At 58.5% G+C, this 17,165-nt stretch carries 18 protein-coding genes; 5 read left to right on the top strand and 13 right to left on the bottom strand.

The window, feature by feature from the left end:
* Positions 1–59: 59 nt before the first annotated feature.
* The 6 genes from ruvC to AC3IUF_RS23180 form a co-directional block, all read right to left on the bottom strand.
* Positions 60–587, bottom strand: a complete 528-nt coding sequence (gene ruvC, locus AC3IUF_RS23155; RefSeq protein WP_007951206.1) for a crossover junction endodeoxyribonuclease RuvC — start codon at positions 585–587, stop codon at positions 60–62.
* Between the two features lie 156 nt (positions 588–743).
* Entirely contained in the window at positions 744–1,490 is a 747-nt protein-coding gene (locus AC3IUF_RS23160) for a YebC/PmpR family DNA-binding transcriptional regulator (RefSeq protein WP_007912738.1), read from the bottom strand.
* Positions 1,491–1,619: 129 nt separating this feature from the next.
* Positions 1,620–3,395, bottom strand: a complete 1,776-nt coding sequence (gene aspS, locus AC3IUF_RS23165; RefSeq protein ID WP_007912740.1) for an aspartate--tRNA ligase — start codon at positions 3,393–3,395, stop codon at positions 1,620–1,622.
* A gap of 102 nt (positions 3,396–3,497) precedes the next feature.
* Positions 3,498–3,719 carry an FmdB family zinc ribbon protein gene (locus tag AC3IUF_RS23170; protein ID WP_007912741.1) on the bottom strand — a complete coding sequence of 74 codons (222 nt, stop codon included), beginning with the start codon at positions 3,717–3,719 and terminating at the stop codon, positions 3,498–3,500.
* A 132-nt stretch (positions 3,720–3,851) separates the two neighbouring features.
* Complete coding sequence (locus AC3IUF_RS23175; RefSeq protein ID WP_007912743.1) at positions 3,852–4,190, bottom strand: ribbon-helix-helix domain-containing protein; 339 nt, start codon at positions 4,188–4,190, stop codon at positions 3,852–3,854.
* Between the two features lie 185 nt (positions 4,191–4,375).
* Positions 4,376–4,846 carry a Dps family protein gene (locus AC3IUF_RS23180; protein ID WP_007912745.1) on the bottom strand — a complete coding sequence of 157 codons (471 nt, stop codon included), beginning with the start codon at positions 4,844–4,846 and terminating at the stop codon, positions 4,376–4,378.
* A 312-nt stretch (positions 4,847–5,158) separates the two neighbouring features.
* Between AC3IUF_RS23180 and AC3IUF_RS23185 the strand changes: the two genes are divergently transcribed.
* The gene (locus AC3IUF_RS23185; protein WP_007912746.1) at positions 5,159–5,761 is read left to right on the top strand and encodes a cold-shock protein; all 603 of its coding nucleotides are present in this window, start codon (positions 5,159–5,161) and stop codon (positions 5,759–5,761) included.
* A gap of 70 nt (positions 5,762–5,831) precedes the next feature.
* Here the strand turns inward: AC3IUF_RS23185 and AC3IUF_RS23190 are convergent, their stop codons facing one another.
* Positions 5,832–6,038 (bottom strand): SlyX family protein, encoded by a 207-nt coding sequence (locus AC3IUF_RS23190; protein ID WP_007912748.1) that lies wholly within the window; start codon positions 6,036–6,038, stop codon positions 5,832–5,834.
* 3 nt (positions 6,039–6,041) lie between these two features.
* The gene (locus tag AC3IUF_RS23195; protein WP_489281700.1) at positions 6,042–6,467 is read right to left on the bottom strand and encodes an HIT domain-containing protein; all 426 of its coding nucleotides are present in this window, start codon (positions 6,465–6,467) and stop codon (positions 6,042–6,044) included.
* An 895-nt stretch (positions 6,468–7,362) separates the two neighbouring features.
* Between AC3IUF_RS23195 and AC3IUF_RS23200 the strand changes: the two genes are divergently transcribed.
* Positions 7,363–8,712 (top strand): OprD family porin, encoded by a 1,350-nt coding sequence (locus tag AC3IUF_RS23200; RefSeq protein WP_095112281.1) that lies wholly within the window; start codon positions 7,363–7,365, stop codon positions 8,710–8,712.
* 118 nt (positions 8,713–8,830) lie between these two features.
* Here AC3IUF_RS23200 and AC3IUF_RS23205 read toward each other — a convergent pair whose 3' ends face one another.
* Together AC3IUF_RS23205 and AC3IUF_RS23210 are read right to left on the bottom strand one after the other, a co-directional pair.
* A complete protein-coding gene (locus tag AC3IUF_RS23205; protein ID WP_034153426.1) occupies positions 8,831–9,673 on the bottom strand; it encodes a mechanosensitive ion channel family protein in 843 nt (280 codons plus the stop codon).
* 139 nt (positions 9,674–9,812) lie between these two features.
* Positions 9,813–10,298 carry a YajQ family cyclic di-GMP-binding protein gene (locus AC3IUF_RS23210; RefSeq protein ID WP_007912755.1) on the bottom strand — a complete coding sequence of 162 codons (486 nt, stop codon included), beginning with the start codon at positions 10,296–10,298 and terminating at the stop codon, positions 9,813–9,815.
* Between the two features lie 140 nt (positions 10,299–10,438).
* Here AC3IUF_RS23210 and AC3IUF_RS23215 point away from each other — a divergent pair, with 140 nt between their 5' ends.
* Genes AC3IUF_RS23215 through AC3IUF_RS23225 form a run of 3 tightly spaced genes read left to right on the top strand, consistent with a single transcriptional unit; the run spans position 10,439 to position 14,026 of the window.
* Complete coding sequence (locus AC3IUF_RS23215) at positions 10,439–11,356, top strand: putative 2-dehydropantoate 2-reductase (protein WP_489279403.1); 918 nt, start codon at positions 10,439–10,441, stop codon at positions 11,354–11,356.
* A 45-nt stretch (positions 11,357–11,401) separates the two neighbouring features.
* Positions 11,402–13,438, top strand: a complete 2,037-nt coding sequence (locus AC3IUF_RS23220) for a sensor histidine kinase (protein WP_007912759.1) — start codon at positions 11,402–11,404, stop codon at positions 13,436–13,438.
* 3 nt (positions 13,439–13,441) lie between these two features.
* Positions 13,442–14,026 (top strand): cob(I)yrinic acid a,c-diamide adenosyltransferase, encoded by a 585-nt coding sequence (locus AC3IUF_RS23225; RefSeq protein WP_007912760.1) that lies wholly within the window; start codon positions 13,442–13,444, stop codon positions 14,024–14,026.
* 121 nt (positions 14,027–14,147) lie between these two features.
* On the opposite strand, the gene AC3IUF_RS23230 is transcribed toward AC3IUF_RS23225, so the two are convergent.
* The 3 genes from AC3IUF_RS23230 to argJ all read right to left on the bottom strand — a co-directional run bounded on the left by AC3IUF_RS23230 (position 14,148) and on the right by argJ (position 17,098).
* The gene (locus tag AC3IUF_RS23230; protein WP_489279404.1) at positions 14,148–15,095 is read right to left on the bottom strand and encodes a Nudix family hydrolase; all 948 of its coding nucleotides are present in this window, start codon (positions 15,093–15,095) and stop codon (positions 14,148–14,150) included.
* On the bottom strand, positions 15,092–15,724 hold the full coding sequence (locus AC3IUF_RS23235; RefSeq protein WP_463543581.1) for a glutathione S-transferase family protein: 633 nt from the start codon (positions 15,722–15,724) through the stop codon (positions 15,092–15,094). Before AC3IUF_RS23235 ends, AC3IUF_RS23230 begins: the two co-directional genes overlap by 4 nt.
* A 156-nt stretch (positions 15,725–15,880) precedes the next feature.
* Positions 15,881–17,098 (bottom strand): bifunctional glutamate N-acetyltransferase/amino-acid acetyltransferase ArgJ, encoded by a 1,218-nt coding sequence (gene argJ, locus AC3IUF_RS23240; protein ID WP_489279406.1) that lies wholly within the window; start codon positions 17,096–17,098, stop codon positions 15,881–15,883.
* Positions 17,099–17,165: the final 67 nt, after the last annotated feature.

The raw sequence follows: 17,165 nt of genomic DNA on the forward strand, positions 1-17,165 counted from the left end.
TTCGCGCCGACGACTCAGGCGCAGGAAATCCACTTTCAAGAAAATTGATGCTGATGCTATCAGAGACGCAGGCGCCCGCCACGACTGCGTGCCGTTCCCAAACCGTGGGGCAGCAGACTGGAACGCGTGTGCGCATGGCAAATGGCAATGGCCAGGGCGTCCGAGGCATCGATTTGTGGTTTGCTGGTCAGTTTGAGCATGTGCATGACCATCATTTGCACCTGTTCTTTATTCGCCGCGCCGGTGCCGACCACAGCCTGTTTAACTTGAGTGGCGGTGTACTCGGCGATCTCCAGACTCTCTTCAGCGCCAGCCACGATTGCAGCGCCGCGAGCCTGACCGAGCTTCAGCGCCGAATCGGCGTTTTTCGCCATAAAGACTTTTTCGATGCCCATGGTCACCGGACCGTAGGTCTGAATGATCTCCCGCACTCCGCGATAGACGATTTGCAGGCGTTCATGCAGTTCGCCCGCACCGGTACGAATGCAGCCGGAAGCCACATAAATACAACCGCCACGCCCGGTATCTCGAACAATGCCGTAACCGGTGATGCGCGAACCGGGGTCGATACCAAGAATTAAAGTCATAACGCCTGCAGAAATTGATGCGAAAGCTGAGGGTACATGTAGGAGCTGCCGAAGGCTGCGATCTTTTGATCTTTCAAAAACAGAAAGATCGCAGCCTTCGGCAGCTCCTACAGGTGAAGTGTAGAGCCAGCAAAAACTGCGACCTTTCTATTTGCATCAACCGAGCTGAGCGGCCACGTCTTCCGGAATGTCCGCGTTGGAGTAAACGTTCTGCACGTCATCCAGGTCCTCGAGCATGTCGATCAGCTTGAGTACCTTCTCCGCACCTTCCAGATCCAGCTCGGCGCTGGTGGTCGGCTGCATGACGATTTCCGCGTCATCCCCCTTGAACCCGGCGGCTTCCAGCGCGTTACGCACCGCGTAGAAACTGGTGAACGAGGTAAACACGTCAATCGAACCGTCTTCATGGCTGACCACGTCATCGGCATCGGCTTCCAGCGCCGCTTCGGTCAGCGCATCTTCATCGACGCCCGGCGCGAAGCTGATCTGGCCTTTGCGTTCGAACAGATACGCCACCGAACCGTCGGTGCCGAGGTTGCCACCGCACTTGCTGAAAGCATGACGAACGGCTGCCGCAGTACGGTTGCGGTTGTCGGTCATGCACTCGACCATCACCGCGACGCCGCCCGGGCCGTAACCTTCGTAAGTCAGTTCTTCAACGTTGTCCGCTTCGGTGGCACCGGCGCCGCGCGCCACGGCGCGATCGATGATGTCACGGCTCATGTTCGCGCTCAGTGCCTTGTCCAGGGCCAGACGCAGACGCGGGTTGGATCCGGGATCACCGCCACCCTGACGGGCCGCAACGGTCAGTTCGCGGATCCACTTGGTGAAGATCTTGCCTCTCTTGGCATCCTGACGTTCTTTGCGGTGCTTGATGTTCGCCCACTTGGAATGACCTGCCATAACTCGCTCCGAATTCTCTTTGAAACGTTGCCCGCCCTGCTCATGCAGCGGCCAGCAAACAAAAAAATCTCGACCTGCTCTCTATAGAAAGAAAAAAGGCGCATCCGAAGATGCGCCTTCAGGCCCGTCTTACTCAGCCTTTGGCGTTTCGCGCAAACGAATGTGCAGCTCGCGCAGTGCCTTGGCATCCACCACACCCGGCGCTTGCGTCATCACGTCGGCAGCACTCTGGGTTTTCGGGAATGCGATCACTTCACGGATCGACTGGGCGCCGGTCATCAGCATCACCAGACGGTCCAGACCGAAGGCCAGACCACCGTGCGGCGGCGCACCGTATTTCAGCGCGTCGAGCAGGAAGCCGAATTTCTCTTCCTGTTCCGCTTCGTTGATGCCCAACAGGCGGAATACCGCTTGCTGCATTTCCTTGCGGTGGATACGGATCGAACCGCCACCCAGCTCGGTGCCGTTCAGCACCATGTCGTACGCGCGGGACAGAGCGCCGGCCGGGTTGGCTTCCAGTTCTTGCGGGGAGCACTTCGGCGCGGTGAACGGGTGGTGCAGCGCGGAGAAGCTGCCGTCGTCGTTTTCTTCGAACATCGGGAAGTCGACGACCCACATTGGTGCCCACTCGCAGGTCAGCAGCTTGAGGTCGTGACCGAGCTTGATGCGCAGTGCGCCCAAGGCTTCGCTGACGATCTTGGCCTTGTCGGCGCCGAAGAACACGATGTCGCCGTCAACTGCACCCACGCGATCGAGGATGGCGTTGAGGTTTTCCAGCGGGATGTTTTTCACGATCGGCGATTGCAGACCTTCAACACCGGCTGCACGCTCGTTGACCTTGATGTACGCCAGGCCCTTGGCACCGTAGATGCCGACGAACTTGGTGTAATCGTCGATCTGCTTGCGTGGCATGCTTGCGCCGCCTGGAACGCGCAGTGCGGCGATACGGCATTTCGGATCGTTGGCCGGGCCGCTGAACACTTTGAAATCAACTTCTTTGAGCTGATCGGCGACGTCGACCAGTTCCAGCGGGTTACGCAGGTCTGGCTTGTCGGAACCGTAGCGGCGCATGGCTTCTTCGAAGGTCATGTGCGGGAATTCGCCGAATTCCAGACCCAGCACTTCCTTGAACAGGTTGCGGATCATTTGCTCGGTCAGGCCCATGATCTCTTTTTCATCGAGGAAGCTGGTCTCGATGTCGATCTGGGTGAATTCTGGCTGACGGTCGGCACGCAGGTCTTCGTCGCGGAAGCACTTGGCGATCTGGTAGTAACGGTCGAAGCCAGCGACCATCAGCAGTTGCTTGAACAGCTGTGGCGATTGCGGCAGGGCGAAGAACGAACCGGCATGGGTACGGCTAGGCACCAGATAGTCACGCGCGCCTTCAGGCGTAGCGCGGGTCAGGATCGGCGTTTCAACGTCGAGGAAGCCGTTCTCGTCGAGGAAGCGACGGATGCTGGTGGTCATGCGCGAGCGCAGACGCAGCTTCTCGGCCATTTCCGGACGACGCAGGTCGAGGAAGCGATAACGCAGACGGGTTTCCTCGCCAACGTCGGAGAACTCGTTCAGCGGGAACGGCGGGGTTTCCGACTCGTTCAGCACTTCCAGTTCATAACCCAGCACTTCGATCATGCCCGACGCCATGTTGGCGTTGGTGGCACCGGCCGGACGCAGACGCACCTTACCGGTGATCTTCACGACGTACTCGCTGCGCACGCGATCGGCAGCGGCGAAGCTCTCGGCGCGATCCGGATCGAACACTACCTGAGCCAGACCATCACGATCACGGATATCGAGGAAAATCACCCCGCCGTGATCGCGACGACGGTGAACCCATCCGCAAAGGGTAATTTCCTGGCCTTCCAGGCTTTCGTTCAGTTGGCCGCAATAGTGGCTGCGCATCATGGTCGTGGTTCGCTTCTCGTAATTCGAAAAATTCGGTGGAGCTCCCATTGCTTTTCAAGCAATGCGGAAACTCACGCGTGTCGTTCAACCCGGGGTTGAACCCTAGTCAGATTTGTCGCCACCGGCCAGGTTCTTCTTGGCGCCGGTCTTGAAATCGGTTTCGTACCAACCGCCGCCACTGAGGCGAAAGCCTGGCATCGACAGTTGCTTCTTGAGCTCTGGCGCCTGACAGGCAGGGCAGTCGACCAGCGGTGCCTCGCTGATCTTTTGAATGGCTTCCAACTGATGACCACAGGAAGCACATTGATAATCGTACATCGGCATGGGGGGTGTCTCGGCGATCAGATTGCCACCGCGCGCAGGGCTTTGCGGCGAAAGAGCGGGATTATATCGATTAAATGCGGCCTGTGCAGCCGTAAGACTGCACAGGCCGCGACCTCGTTTGCAACTGCCGTTTCAGAGCGATTCGACAGGTGTAGCTTGCTTGACGCCGTTCATGACACACACCACCCGCACCAGCGCGCTGAAATTTCTCACCCCGCCATGACGCAGATGCACTTCACGGTCGACGTGGGACAACAGCGAGCTGATCGAACAGCAGTTGTCTGCGGCCATATTGCCAAGGATGTTCCAGTAGACCCGCTCCAGCCGCAGGCAGGTCGCATAACCGTTCAGACGCACGGATCGTGACGATGGCTGAACCAATGCCATGTCGAATTCGTGGACGAACGGATCGACTTTCAATTCATGCGGCAAGCCGACAATCCTGTCGCCTCGCCTGTCTCCCTCTACCATATCGGTGACACTCCTTTGCCATCTCTGCTTGTTTGAAAAGTCACATCCTGTGGCTTTCATAAAAGCGCAGACACAACGTTATAGCCAGACGACTTATTGACCGACAACGTAGGAAAAGCCAACGATACAGGTGGGATTGCGGACAGCGCGCGAGCCTTCTGCTGCTGGCCCGCGCACCGGCAGATTTACGCTTCCAGCAAGGCGCGCAGCATCCACGCGGTTTTCTCGTGAACCTGCATGCGCTGGGTCAACAGGTCTGCGGTCGGCTCATCGCTGACCTTGTCGAGCAGCGGGAAAATGCCACGCGCCGTGCGGGTCACGGCTTCCTGGCCGTCGACCAGTTGTTTGATCATGTCTTCGGCACTCGGCACACCCACTTCTTCCTTGATAGAAGAAAGGCGTGCGTAGGTGGCGTAGGCGCCTGGCGCCGGAAAGCCCAAGGCGCGAATACGCTCGGCAATCAAATCAACGGCCAGCGCGAGTTCGTTGTATTGCTCTTCGAACATCAAGTGCAGCGTCCGAAACATCGGACCGGTGACGTTCCAGTGGAAGTTGTGGGTTTTCAGATACAGCACGTAGGTGTCCGACAGCAGACGCGATAAGCCTTCGACGATGGACTTGCGGTCTTCTTCACTGATACCGATATCGATTGCCATGTTTACCCCCTAACGGCGATTGAATTCATCCAACAGGTGCAGACCCACTCTAGCAAGGCTGTCGACACCCCGCAGCCCCGATCAGATGCACACGCTGCGACAAATCGACCGACGCCATGCCGCTGGCCGGGCTGATTTGAGTAGCCGCAGGCTTTGCTGTTAAATAGACAGTGTGTCGCCATGCCCCATTTTTCGGGGCGTTGCGCATAGGCTGATGCCGTGAACGTGTCCACCGCCTCTTATTTTGTCCCGAAGCGAACCGTGCGCCTTCAGCTCTTCCTTGTGAGCCGTCATAAACGTGAGCCAATCAAAATGTTGAAAATCGTCCACCTGCTAATGGGCGCAGCGGCACTGCTGCTGTCGTTCATACCCAGCTTGAAATCCGAAGCCGTTCCCTACCTGCAACAACCCGATGCACTTTACCTGGCCTTTTTCGGCCTGCTGAACCTGGTGATTGCTCCTGTGATTCCTTTCTGGAACAAAGGCCCTCGTCAGCATCTGCAAAACCTGGTCAGCGCGCTGCTGGTACTGACTGTCGTCCTGCAAACCCTGACCCTGATCGCGCCGATGCCCGTCATCGCCGGCCAGCCAGCCGTACTGTTCACCCTGGTGATCGCGCTGGTTGCCGTGGTCCTGCATCTGGCTGTGAGCTTCTATCGTTCTTCACCTGCTGCTGCTCCAACCAGCTATGACATGACCAATCGTGATACCGGTACCGTCAAGTGGTTCAACACCTCCAAAGGCTTCGGTTTTATCTCCCGGGATTCCGGCGATGATATTTTCGTGCACTTTCGCGCGATCCGTGGCGAAGGTCATCGCGTACTGGTCGAAGGCCAGCGCGTGGAGTTCTCGGTGATGAACCGCGACAAAGGCCTGCAAGCCGAGGATGTGATCGCCGCACTGCCGCGACGCTGATCCAGGCATAAAAAAACCGCGAGCAGCCTGCTGTTCGCGGTTTTTTTACGCCTGATGAAAAGTACCTGCCTCAGTAGTGTGGCGGGGGCGCCTCATCCTCAAAGGACTCGAACTGACCGACCATCTCTTCCTGACGCTTGAGCATTGCTGCCATTTGCAATTGCAAGCGCTCGACCACGCGCTGCTGAGCGACCAGTACGTCGTTCAATGCCTGAATAGTGTCATCCTGAAATGCCAGACGGCTTTCCAGATCGGTAACGCGGTCTTCCAGGCTCATGAATCAGCCCTCCAGAAACGTAAAGTCTTCGGTCAACACCAGACGCAACTTTGCGCGAATGGCCTCTACTTGCTCGGCATTGTAAGGCTTGGCCGGCAGCTTGCCCCAGACCGGCGCCGGCCAGGCTGCGTCATCGCGTTTGCGCACAATCACATGCATATGCATCTGGCTGACAACGTTACCCAGGGTGGCGACGTTCATTTTGTCGGCATCGAACAGATCCTTGAGCAGCTCAGCCAGCGCGGTGGTTTCAAGCCAAAACTGTTGCTGATCGGCGACATCCAACTGAAACAACTCACTGATATCGTCGCGACGAGGCACCAGGATGAACCAAGGGTAGTTGGCGTCATTGGACAGCAGCAGTCGGCAGAGAGGGAAATCACCGATGGTCAGCGTGTCCTGTTGAAGTCGTGAATCTAAATCAAACACTGCGCGCACTCCCGGCTGATCTTCATTATTCAGCTTAGCGGCGATCCTTATGGACGGCGCACCAAGCGACAGGACGGCAGCATACCTGCGAATGCGCCTGCCTTCACGGCGACGGTGTACCCCATCGCCCTGCGAACGCCCCGACATGTGACATTTGCGAGCACAACGCACCAGCATGAAACCAGCATCCAGACTCAGCCCGACAAAATGACCGAAAACAGCAGAGACGTTCAGCGTCATCGCCCCTGCAAGCTGTATGAATTCAGAACAGCTGTAAATTTTTTTGCACCAAAACTGCACAGTGCGTCTACGCTCACTGCGTCGGGCATCCGCCAAATACTCACTGGCGGGGTGAACCGGTAACGTTTTTGGTTGTCACGCGCGTTTCTCGGCGTGGCAACACCATAGGAGGTATGGCGTCAAGCACAGAAAAAATCAGGCTTGAAGCCCCGCTTTCACAAGGTTTTCACAAACACAGGCGGGTGTTCAGAAAAATAACCGCAGCAAAATTGCGGTTTGTGCACGCTTGTTGCATTCGTACCCATATGGACTATAAGCGCACCACTGGAAGTGGATGCCTTAAGCCCCATAAGAACAGTGGCAGGGTTGCCCGATGGAGATTCAAGTGTTTTGCCAGGGACTCTTTTTTACCGATGCAAAAAGGCCCATAAACAGCGAGAAAGTTGTCAGTCCGGCTGCGTCGGTACTGTGAATTTGCGACATCCACCACGCCATTTGCGACAACGTCGTAAAGATGCTGAAAGGTTGGATTAGCAAGTATCGCCAACATTGTCGGCGTGATATAAGTTTGCGCCGACACAAAAAGAAAGAGCCGCCCAGATAATAAAACAGGTGGGACGGCAGTACTCTTCTAAAACCAAAGGAGCAAATCACGATGCGCGTGATGAAGTGGAGCATGATCGCACTGGCAGTTGCAGCAGCAGCCAGTACTCAAATGGCTACGGCCGCACCGTTTGTAAGTGACCAGTCTGAAGCCAAAGGTTTTGTTGAAGACGCGAAACTCACCGAGACGTTGAAGAACTACTACTTCAACCGCGACAACAAGAACGGCGGCCGCGACCAGAAAGACTGGACCCAGGGCTTCCTTGGTAACTTCACCTCCGGTTACACCCAAGGTACTGTCGGTGTTGGTATCGATGCCTACGGTTACCTGGCACTGAAACTGGACGGCGGCGACGGTACTTCCGGTTCGGGCAACATGAGCCGCAGCGATACCGTTAACCCGAACAACGGCGCTCGCGACGTTAACGACAGCCAGGGCAAAGCCGGCGCGTCGGTCAAATTCCGCGTTTCCAAAACCGAACTGAAATTCGGCGACATGCAGCCAAGCACTGCTCCAGTGTTCGCTGTCGGCGGCTCCCGTATCCTTCCGCAAACGGCTACTGGCTTCCAGTTGCAGAGCAGCGAAGTCAAAGACCTGGACCTCGAAGCCGGTCATTTCTACTCGGCTTCCAGCCAGGACAAAAACGCCCGTAACGGCGGTCTGTACGCTAACTACGCAGGCGTAGAAGCCGACTCGATCGACTACTTCGGTGGTAAATACAGCATCACCGAAAACCTGAGCGCATCGCTCTACGGCGCCAAGCTGGAAGATATCTGGAACCAGTACTACGCCAACGTGAACCTCACCACCCCATTCAGTGGTGACACTTCGCTGAACACTGACTTCAACATCTACCGCACCACCGACACCGGTGACAAGCTGGCAGGTGACATCAGCAACACTGCCTTCTCCCTGGCAACCGCGCTGTCGTTCCTGAAAGCACACACCTTCACCCTGGCCTTCCAGAAGGTCAACGGCGATACCCCGTTCGACTACATCGGCGTGGGCAAGAACAACCGCGGTGGCGACTCGATCTTCCTGGCTAACTCCATCCAGTACTCTGACTTCAACGGTCCTGGCGAGAAATCCGTTCAAGCTCGCTACGACCTGAAAATGGCCGAGTACGGCGTTCCAGGCCTGAGCTTCATGGTTCGTTACGTTAAAGGTTGGGACATCGACGGTACCAGCACTCCAGCTGGCAGCCCTTACACCGGTCTGTACGGTGAAGATGGCAAACACCACGAAACCAACTTTGAAGCCAAGTATGTTGTTCAGTCTGGCCCGGCTAAAGACCTGTCCTTCCGCATTCGTCAAGCCTGGCACACTGCCAACGCTGACCAAGGCGAAGGCGATGTCAAAGAGTTCCGTCTGATCACCGAATACCCACTGAACATCTTGTAATTGTCAGTGGTTAGTTTGGAAGCATAAAAAAAGGCCCATCTTGCGATGGGCCTTTTTTATTGCCGCTCACTTGCAATAGTTGCCTGACCGACAAGTCAGGCAATTAATTAGCAACCTATCATTGTGTTGCCGATTCCTGCACCACACGAATCACCCGTTGTGGAAAAGGAATATCAATACCTGCAGTCTTTAAACGATCGCGCGACTGTTCGTTAAACATGAACATCACGTCCCAGTAATCTGCAGTTTTAACCCACACACGCAGCGAAACAGTGATCGAACTGTCGCCCAAGGTCGAAATCACGGCCTGCGGCGCCGGATCCTGCAACACGCGCTCATCCTTGGCCAGATCCAGCAACACCTGACGGGCCTTCTGCAGATCGGCTTCGTAATCAACGCCTACATCAAATACGACTTTGCGGGTCGGCTGACGGTTGGTGTTGGTGATGATGCCATTCGACAGGTTGCCGTTTGGCACGATGATGGTTTTGTTGTCACCGGTACGCAGCACGGTGTGGAAAATCTGGATGCTGTCAACCGTACCCGACACGCCTTGCGCCTCAATCCAGTCACCGATACGGAACGGACGGAACAGCAAAATCAGCACGCCGCCAGCGAAGTTCGCCAGACTGCCCTGCAACGCCAAACCGATGGCCAGACCAGCCGCACCGATCGCCGCAACGAACGAGGTGGTTTCTACGCCGATCATCGAAGCGACGCTGACAATCAGCAGCACCTTGAGAATGATGTTCGCCAGGCTGCTGATAAAGCCTTGCAGCGCCAAGTCAGCGTTGCGCAGAGCCAACAGACCGCCGAGCTTTTGCGTGACCTTGTTGATCAGCCACCAGCCGATGGCCAGGGTAATCACTGCCAACAGCACGCGGCTGCCGTATTCCATGATCATCGGGATCCACGCCTGGGATGCCTTGACCAGGTTGTCCACCTCAGCATTCAAATCCATGTTCTATCTCCTGATTTCCGGCTACCCGGGCTGTAAAAAATCAGCGGCAGAAAGACTGAACCTGTTGGGGCTCAATCGTTTCTGCCGTTGCTTGGGCCTCGGACGCTGAAAACGCCGAGAGGTTCCCCGACCGGGAAGCTTAGTCGCGGAAGTTGTTGAACTGCAGGGGCATGCCGAATTCCTTGGCCCGCAGTGCCGCGATGGCCTCTTGCAGGTCATCACGCTTCTTGCCGGTCACACGCACTTGCTCGCCCTGAATGGCAGCCTGCACTTTGAGTTTGGCGTCCTTGATGTGGCCGACGATTTTCTTCGCCAGCTCCTTGTCGATGCCTTCCTTGAGCACGGCGTCCTGCTTCATCAGTTTGCCCGATGCGTAGGCGTCTTTGACTTCAAGGCACTGCACGTCGATCTTGCGCTTGACCAGCGCCAGCTTGAGGATTTCGATCATCGCTTCCAGCTGGAACCCGGCTTCGGCGGTCAGGCTGACGGTGAGGTCCTTTTCCTTGAACTCAAAGCTGCCTTTGCCTTTCAGGTCATAACGACGATCAAGTTCCTTGACGGCGTTCTCGACCGCGTTGGTGAGTTCGTGTTTGTCCAGTTCGGATACCACGTCGAACGACGGCATGTAATCTCTCCAATAAAAAGGCGCGCTCGATGTGGATGGAGCGCGCTTGGCTTGCGGTTAAAATCGGGCTCATTATAACGGGTCTTTTCCCACCGACACGGCGAGCCGCACATGCCTGTACGCAATCGAGCAAAAAACTGATGTCCACCCCCTGGCATGTATTGGGCGCCGGCAGCCTCGGCACGCTGTGGGCTACACGTCTGGCCCGCGCCGGCCTACCGGTCAGATTGATCGTGCGTGATGCCGAGCGCTTGCGCAGCTATGAAGCAGCGGGCGGGTTGACGCTGGTCGAACATGGCTTGGCCAGCACCTACGCGATCCCCGGCGAGACACCGGATAGTCCCGAGCCGATCAGCCGTTTGCTGGTGGCCTGCAAAGCCTACGACGCAGAAAACGCCGTCGCCCGCCTCGCCCCACGACTGACAGCGGACGCCGAACTGATCCTTCTGCAGAACGGCCTCGGCAGTCAGGACGCCGTCGCCAACCGTGTGCCACTGGCACGCTGCATCAGCGCTTCAAGCACCGAGGGTGCATTTCGCGATGGCGACTGGCGCGTAGTGTTTGCCGGCCACGGTTTCACCTGGCTGGGCGACGCTGGCCATCCCGTCGCACCGATCTGGCTGGACGATCTGGAGGCCGCGAAAATCCCCCACGAATGGAGCATCGATATTCTCACGCGGCTGTGGCGCAAACTGGCGCTCAACTGCGCGATCAATCCGCTGACGGTGTTGCACAACTGTCGCAATGGCGGGCTGCAGGAGCATCTCTGCGAAGTCGCCACCCTGTGCGGCGAACTCGCCGAGCTGCTGGAGCGTTGCGGCCAGCCGGCCGCCGCCGACAATCTGCAACAGGAAGTCGAACGGGTCATCCACGCGACCGCCGCCAATTACTCGTCGATGTATCAGGACGTCGCCAACCAGCGCCGCACCGAGATCAGCTATCTGTTGGGCCACGCCTGCAAAGTCGCCGCGCGCCATCAACTGAACCTGCCGCACCTCAATCAATTGCAGCAGCGCCTGGTCACTCATCTGCACAGCCTTGGATTGCCCAGCGACTGAGCAGCGGCTACGCTGGCCACTTGTTCCTTTGCTGCGAAAAACCTGATGCCATTGCGCCAGCGTCTCGAAAACCTGCCGGTCGGCCAGAAACTGCTGGCTGCCCTGTTGGTGCTGTTGACCACTGTTCTGCTGGTCGCCAACCTGACTTTTATCAGCGCCGCCTATTACATCTCCCAGGAAAGCATGGCACCGCAGGCCTTGCAGACCATCGGCCGACTGATTTCCAACCCGAGTCTGGTCAGCGAAGCCCTGCAATCACCGCAAAGCGCCGAGCGCCTGCTCAAAGAACTCGACAGTTACTCACCGCTACGCGCCGCCGCGCTGTATGACGGCAAGGGCGAACGCCTGGCGCAAGTCCAGCGTGGCGATAAACTCAACTTGCCGGAGCGCTATCGGCACATCGAAGCGTGGCAACTGACTGAATTTCGCAGCAACCAGTTGATCACCCTGCCCCGCCCCGGCACCGCGCCGGGCCATCTGTTGCTGGTCGCCAGCAGCGAACTGCCGATGGCGTTCTACACCGGCACCCTGACCGCGAGCCTCGGCATTCTGATTTTCAGTGTGTTGCTGTGGCTGGTGATTGCCCGGCAGATCAAACGCCTGATCACCCGGCCGATCCATCAACTCGAGGAATTGTCGCGTCAGGTCACCCGCGAGGAGAACTACGCTCTGCGTGCCTCACGCGGCAATCATGACGAAATCGGCAGCCTCGCCGAAGCATTCAATACCATGCTGTCGCGCATCGAAGCCCGCGAACAGCAACTCAAACGTGCCCGCGATGACTCGCAAGCGGCCTATGATCAGGCGCAGGGGCTGGCCGAGGAAACCCGCCACACCAACCGCAAGCTGGAACTGGAAGTCCAGGTGCGCAGCAAGATCGAGAAGAAGCTCACCGGCTTCCAGAATTACCTCAACAGCATCATCGACTCGATGCCCTCGGCACTGATCGCCCTCGACGAGCAACTTTACGTCACCCAGTGGAACCAGGAGGCCAGCGCCCTCTCCGGCACCCGACTCGACGAAGCGCTGAACCAGCCGATCTTCCTCGCCTTCGAACCGCTCAAGCCGTTTCTGCCGCAGCTCAAGCAGACCGTCGAGCAGCACACCGTGGCGAAAATCGAACGGGTAACCTGGTTCAAGGACGACGAACCGAAGCATTACGCGCTGACCTTCTACCCATTGATGGGCGGTGCCGGGCGTGGCGTGGTGATCCGTATCGACGACATCACCCAGCGTCTGTCGCTGGAAGAAATGATGGTGCAGTCGGAAAAAATGCTCTCGGTCGGCGGTCTCGCCGCTGGCATGGCCCACGAAATCAACAACCCGCTGGGCGCGATCCTGCACAACGTGCAGAACATCCGGCGACGCCTGTCCGCCGATCTGCCGAAGAACCTCGAAACCGCCGAGCAACTGGGCATCGAACTGGATACCGTGAACCGCTACCTGCAGGGCCGGGAAGTGCCGCAACTGCTCGACGGCATTCAACAGGCCGGCGCCCGTGCGGCGAAAATCGTCACGCACATGCTCAGCTTCAGCCGGCGCAGCACCCGACAAATGGCGCCGTGCGATCTGCCGGCGCTGATCGATCAAGCCGTGGAGATCGCCGGCAACGACTTCGATCTGGCCATCGGTTTCGACTTCAAGGGGCAAGCGATCATCCGCCAGTTTGACCCGGCGCTCGGTCCGGTGCCGGGCACTGCCAACGAACTGGAACAGGTGCTGCTCAATCTGCTGAAAAACGCCGCGCAGGCGATTCACCAGCGCGAAGACGACAGTGAGCCGGGGCGGATCATCCTGCGCACCAAACTGAATCCGCCGTGGGCCGAGATTCAGGTTGAAGACAATGGCATCGGCATGAGCGAGAACGTGCGCAAGCGCACCTTCGAGCCCTTCTTCACCACCAAGGAAATCGGCCAGGGCACAGGGCTTGGCTTGTCGGTGTCGTACTTCATTATTACCAATAATCACAAAGGGCAGATGGAGGTGCAGTCAGCACCGGGCCAGGGCACCTGTTTCACCTTGCGCCTGCCGCTGACGCAACCGCTGTCCATCGCTGCCGAAACCAATCAATTATCGAGGTAACCCATGGGCTTTCGCCTGTCGAAAATCTACACCCGCACCGGTGACAAAGGCGAAACCGGCCTGGGCGATGGCCGCCGCGTGCCCAAGGATCACCCACGCATCGAAGCGATTGGTGAGGTCGATACGCTGAACAGTCAGGTCGGCGTGTTGTTGGCCGGGTTGATTGCCGAACGCAACACGTTTCCGGGGTTGAATGAACTGATCGAGGTGTTGGCGCCTTGTCAGCACCGCTTGTTTGATCTGGGTGGCGAGTTGGCGATGCCGGCGTATCAGGCGTTGAATGCCGCAGAGATCGAACGACTGGAAGCCGCGATCGATGTGTGGAACGAGGAATTGGGGCCGCTGGAGAATTTCATTTTACCGGGCGGGTCGATGTTGATTGCGCAGGCGCATGTATGCCGGAGCCTGGCGCGGAGTGCCGAGCGGCGCTGTCAGCATTTGAATGCGCTGGAGCCGTTGGCCGGGGTGGGGCTGGCGTACATCAATCGGTTGTCGGATTTGTTGTTTGTCGCGGCGCGAATGATTGCGCGGCGGCAGGGGATTGCGGAGATTCTTTGGCAGCCGGCGGCAAAACCCGCAGAGATGTAGTGTTTGATCGGCCGCCATCGCTGGCAAGCCAGCTGCCACAGGGTTTCATGGTGTACACAACATTTGTGAACGGCACTAAAACCTGTGGGAGCTGGCTTGCCAGCGATGAGGCCAGCAGCCTTTACAGAGAATCAGGCCAGAACGCGCGAATTCCCGCCACACCCTGAGCGCCAACGCCCCAAGCCTTCTCCCGCTCCGCCGGACCAACCCCGCCCAACAGAAACACCGGCTTACTGAAGCCTTCAATCAACGCCTCAGCCTGCTCCCAGCCCAGCGGCTGCGCATCCGGGTGGGTCAGCGTCGGCTGCACCGGCGACAGGGTCACAAAATCCACGCCCATCTGCTCGGCCAGTGCCAGCTCTTCAGCGTTGTGGCACGAAGCCGCCAGCCAGCGTTCTGCGGGCAACGGACGCCCCGCCGCCGCGTATTTACGCAACTGTGCGGAGGTGATGTGCCAACCGGCCGACGGGAAATCGCCGAGCCATTCGAACGGCCCCTTGATCATCAACTGCGCCTTACCGGCACATAGCCCCGCCGCGTCTACAGCCAGATCACGGTACTTGGGGTCATAGCCGTTCGGTGCGCGCAGCTGGATCAACTTGATCCCGCCGGCAATCGCCTTCTGGATACCGCGCAGCAACGCCGGGGTTTCCAGGTCTTCCGGGGTAATCAGATATTCCGCGGGCAAACGCGCGGCGGCAACGATCGGCTGGTTGGCGGCCGGGAACTCGTAGTTCGCCAGTTCTTTCGCGGTAACCCAGGCCAATGGCTGGCCTTCGGCACCGTGCGGTTCACCGGTGAATGCCGAAACTTCCCAGACATCCAGCAACACTTGCTTGTCCGGGTAGTCGTGACGCACTTTGATCAGCGGTCGGGCGGCGCCAACGACGATGCCCAACTCTTCGTGCAGCTCACGGGACAGTGCGCTTTCGACCGACTCGTCGGCCTCGACCTTACCGCCGGGAAACTCCCACAGACCACCCTGATGCTGGGTGTCGGCGCGGCGGGCGATGAGGATTTTGCCGCTGTCGTCACGAATGACGGCAGCGGCGACGTGTACACGTTTCACGGATTCAACTCCTCCAGTCCAGCCTTTTGCCACGCCTTGAAGGCGGGCCATTGGTAGACGGTTTCAACATAGGCTTCGTCGGCGGCCGGCAGCTTCACCTGATAAGTGCGCAGACGCACGGCAATCGGCGCGAAGAAGGCATCGGCCAGACTGACACGGCCAAACAGATAGGGGCCGCTTTCGGTGGCAGCGGCACGGCACTCGGCCCACAGCGCGAGCATGCGCTCGATATCAGCCTTGACCTCCGGTGGTACCGGGTTCAGCGGTGCGTCATGGTTGAGGTTGAACGGCATGTGATTGCGCATGGCGAAGAAACCGCTGTGCATTTGCGCGCAGGCGGATCTGGCCTGAGCACGGGCGAAGATATCGCTCGGCCAGAGCTGCTCGGACGGAAACTGTTCAGCGAGGTATTCGGCGATGGCCAGTGAGTCGGCGATGGTGCCGCGCGCCGTTTGCAGCAGCGGGACTTTGGCGGTGGGCGAATGCTTGAGCAGCAGCTCGCGGGTATCGGGCTTGCCGAGTTTGATCAGTTCTTCGGTATAGGGTGCGCCGGTCAGTTCAAGCGCCAGGGCGGCGCGCAGGGACCAGGAGGAAAGCAGTTTGTCGCCGATGATCAGGTGCAGGGACATGGTTGGGTGCCTTTCATCAGGATGGACAGGCCGGATCTTCGGTGCCTGAGAGGTCGCCATCGCGAGCAGGCTCACTCCTACAGGGATTTGTGAAAGACACAGATCCCTGTGGGAGCCAGCCTGCTGGCGATGCAGGCGACTCGGTCTCAGGTTAGATCACGTGCGATATTCAGCGTTGATCTTCACGTATTCATGCGACAGGTCGGTGGTCCAGATGGTTTCGCTGCAATCGCCGCGACCCAACTCGATACGGATAGTGATCTCTTCCTGCTGCATCACTGCCGAACCCTGCGCCTCAGTGTAGGTCGCGGCGCGAGCACCACGGCTGGCGATGCACACGTTGCCAAGGAACACGTCGATCTTGCTCACGTCCAGATCCGGCACGCCGGCACGGCCGACAGCGGCGAGGATACGGCCCCAGTTCGGGTCGGAGGCGAACAGCGCGGTCTTGATCAGCGGCGAGTGCGCCACGGTGTAGCCGACGTCGAGGCATTCCTGATGATTGCCGCCGCCATTCACTTCAACCGTCACGAACTTGGTCGCGCCTTCGCCGTCACGCACGATGGCCTGGGCCACGTCCATGCACACTTCGAACACCGCTTGCTTCAGTTTGCCGAACAGCTCGCCTTCGGCGCGGGTGATTTCCGGCAGCGCAGCCTTGCCGGTGGCGATCAGCATGCAGCAATCGTTGGTCGAGGTGTCGCCGTCGATGGTGATGCGGTTGAACGATTTATTGGCGCCGTCGAGCATCAAATTGTGCAGGACTTCGCGGGAGACTTTAGCGTCAGTGGCGATGTAGCCAAGCATGGTCGCCATATTCGGGCGGATCATGCCCGCGCCTTTGCTGATGCCGGTGACGGTGATGGTGACGCCGTCATGCTCGAACTGGCGGCTGGCGCCCTTCGGCAGGGTGTCGGTGGTCATGATCCCGGTAGCAGCGGCTTCCCAGTTGTTTTCCGACAGGTCGTCCAGCGCGGCTTGCAGTGCGCCTTCGATCTTCTCGACCGGCAGCGGCTCACCGATCACACCGGTGGAGTACGGCAGGATCTGGCTGGCATCGACGCCAGTCAGTTCGGCCAGTCTGGCGGTGGTGCGCTCAGCGGCAGCCAGGCCTGGCTCGCCAGTGCCCGCGTTGGCATTGCCGGTATTGGTCAGCAGATAACGCACGGCGTTCTGTACGCGTTTCTTCGCCAGAATCACCGGCGCTGCGCAAAACGCGTTCAAGGTGAACACGCCCGCCACGGTCGAACCTTCGGCGCAGCGCATCACAACAACATCTTTGCGCCCGGGGCGCTTGATGCCGGCCGAGGCGATACCGAGTTCAAAACCGGCAACCGGGTGCAACGTTGGCAAAGGACCAAGACCAACAGCCATGAATGCGCTCCTTACTCAATGATGTCAGCACCGTCGCGCGCGGCAACGGTGGTTTAAATGGCAAAAC

Source organism: Pseudomonas sp. KH_040, assembly GCF_057839305.1.

Coding starts and splice junctions, on each gene's coding strand:
- ruvC (WP_007951206.1), bottom strand. CDS start 587: ATGACTTTAATTCTTGGTATCGACCCCGGTTCGCGCATCACCGGTTAC.
- AC3IUF_RS23235 (WP_463543581.1), bottom strand. CDS start 15,724: ATGTCCCTGCACCTGATCATCGGCGACAAACTGCTTTCCTCCTGGTCC.
- AC3IUF_RS23160 (WP_007912738.1), bottom strand. CDS start 1,490: ATGGCAGGTCATTCCAAGTGGGCGAACATCAAGCACCGCAAAGAACGT.
- AC3IUF_RS23215 (WP_489279403.1), top strand. CDS start 10,439: ATGTCCACCCCCTGGCATGTATTGGGCGCCGGCAGCCTCGGCACGCTG.
- AC3IUF_RS23180 (WP_007912745.1), bottom strand. CDS start 4,846: ATGGCAATCGATATCGGTATCAGTGAAGAAGACCGCAAGTCCATCGTC.
- AC3IUF_RS23185 (WP_007912746.1), top strand. CDS start 5,159: ATGTTGAAAATCGTCCACCTGCTAATGGGCGCAGCGGCACTGCTGCTG.
- AC3IUF_RS23205 (WP_034153426.1), bottom strand. CDS start 9,673: ATGGATTTGAATGCTGAGGTGGACAACCTGGTCAAGGCATCCCAGGCG.
- AC3IUF_RS23225 (WP_007912760.1), top strand. CDS start 13,442: ATGGGCTTTCGCCTGTCGAAAATCTACACCCGCACCGGTGACAAAGGC.
- argJ (WP_489279406.1), bottom strand. CDS start 17,098: ATGGCTGTTGGTCTTGGTCCTTTGCCAACGTTGCACCCGGTTGCCGGT.
- AC3IUF_RS23200 (WP_095112281.1), top strand. CDS start 7,363: ATGCGCGTGATGAAGTGGAGCATGATCGCACTGGCAGTTGCAGCAGCA.
- AC3IUF_RS23175 (WP_007912743.1), bottom strand. CDS start 4,190: ATGGTAGAGGGAGACAGGCGAGGCGACAGGATTGTCGGCTTGCCGCAT.
- AC3IUF_RS23170 (WP_007912741.1), bottom strand. CDS start 3,719: ATGCCGATGTACGATTATCAATGTGCTTCCTGTGGTCATCAGTTGGAA.
- AC3IUF_RS23190 (WP_007912748.1), bottom strand. CDS start 6,038: ATGAGCCTGGAAGACCGCGTTACCGATCTGGAAAGCCGTCTGGCATTT.
- aspS (WP_007912740.1), bottom strand. CDS start 3,395: ATGATGCGCAGCCACTATTGCGGCCAACTGAACGAAAGCCTGGAAGGC.
- AC3IUF_RS23210 (WP_007912755.1), bottom strand. CDS start 10,298: ATGCCGTCGTTCGACGTGGTATCCGAACTGGACAAACACGAACTCACC.
- AC3IUF_RS23220 (WP_007912759.1), top strand. CDS start 11,402: ATGCCATTGCGCCAGCGTCTCGAAAACCTGCCGGTCGGCCAGAAACTG.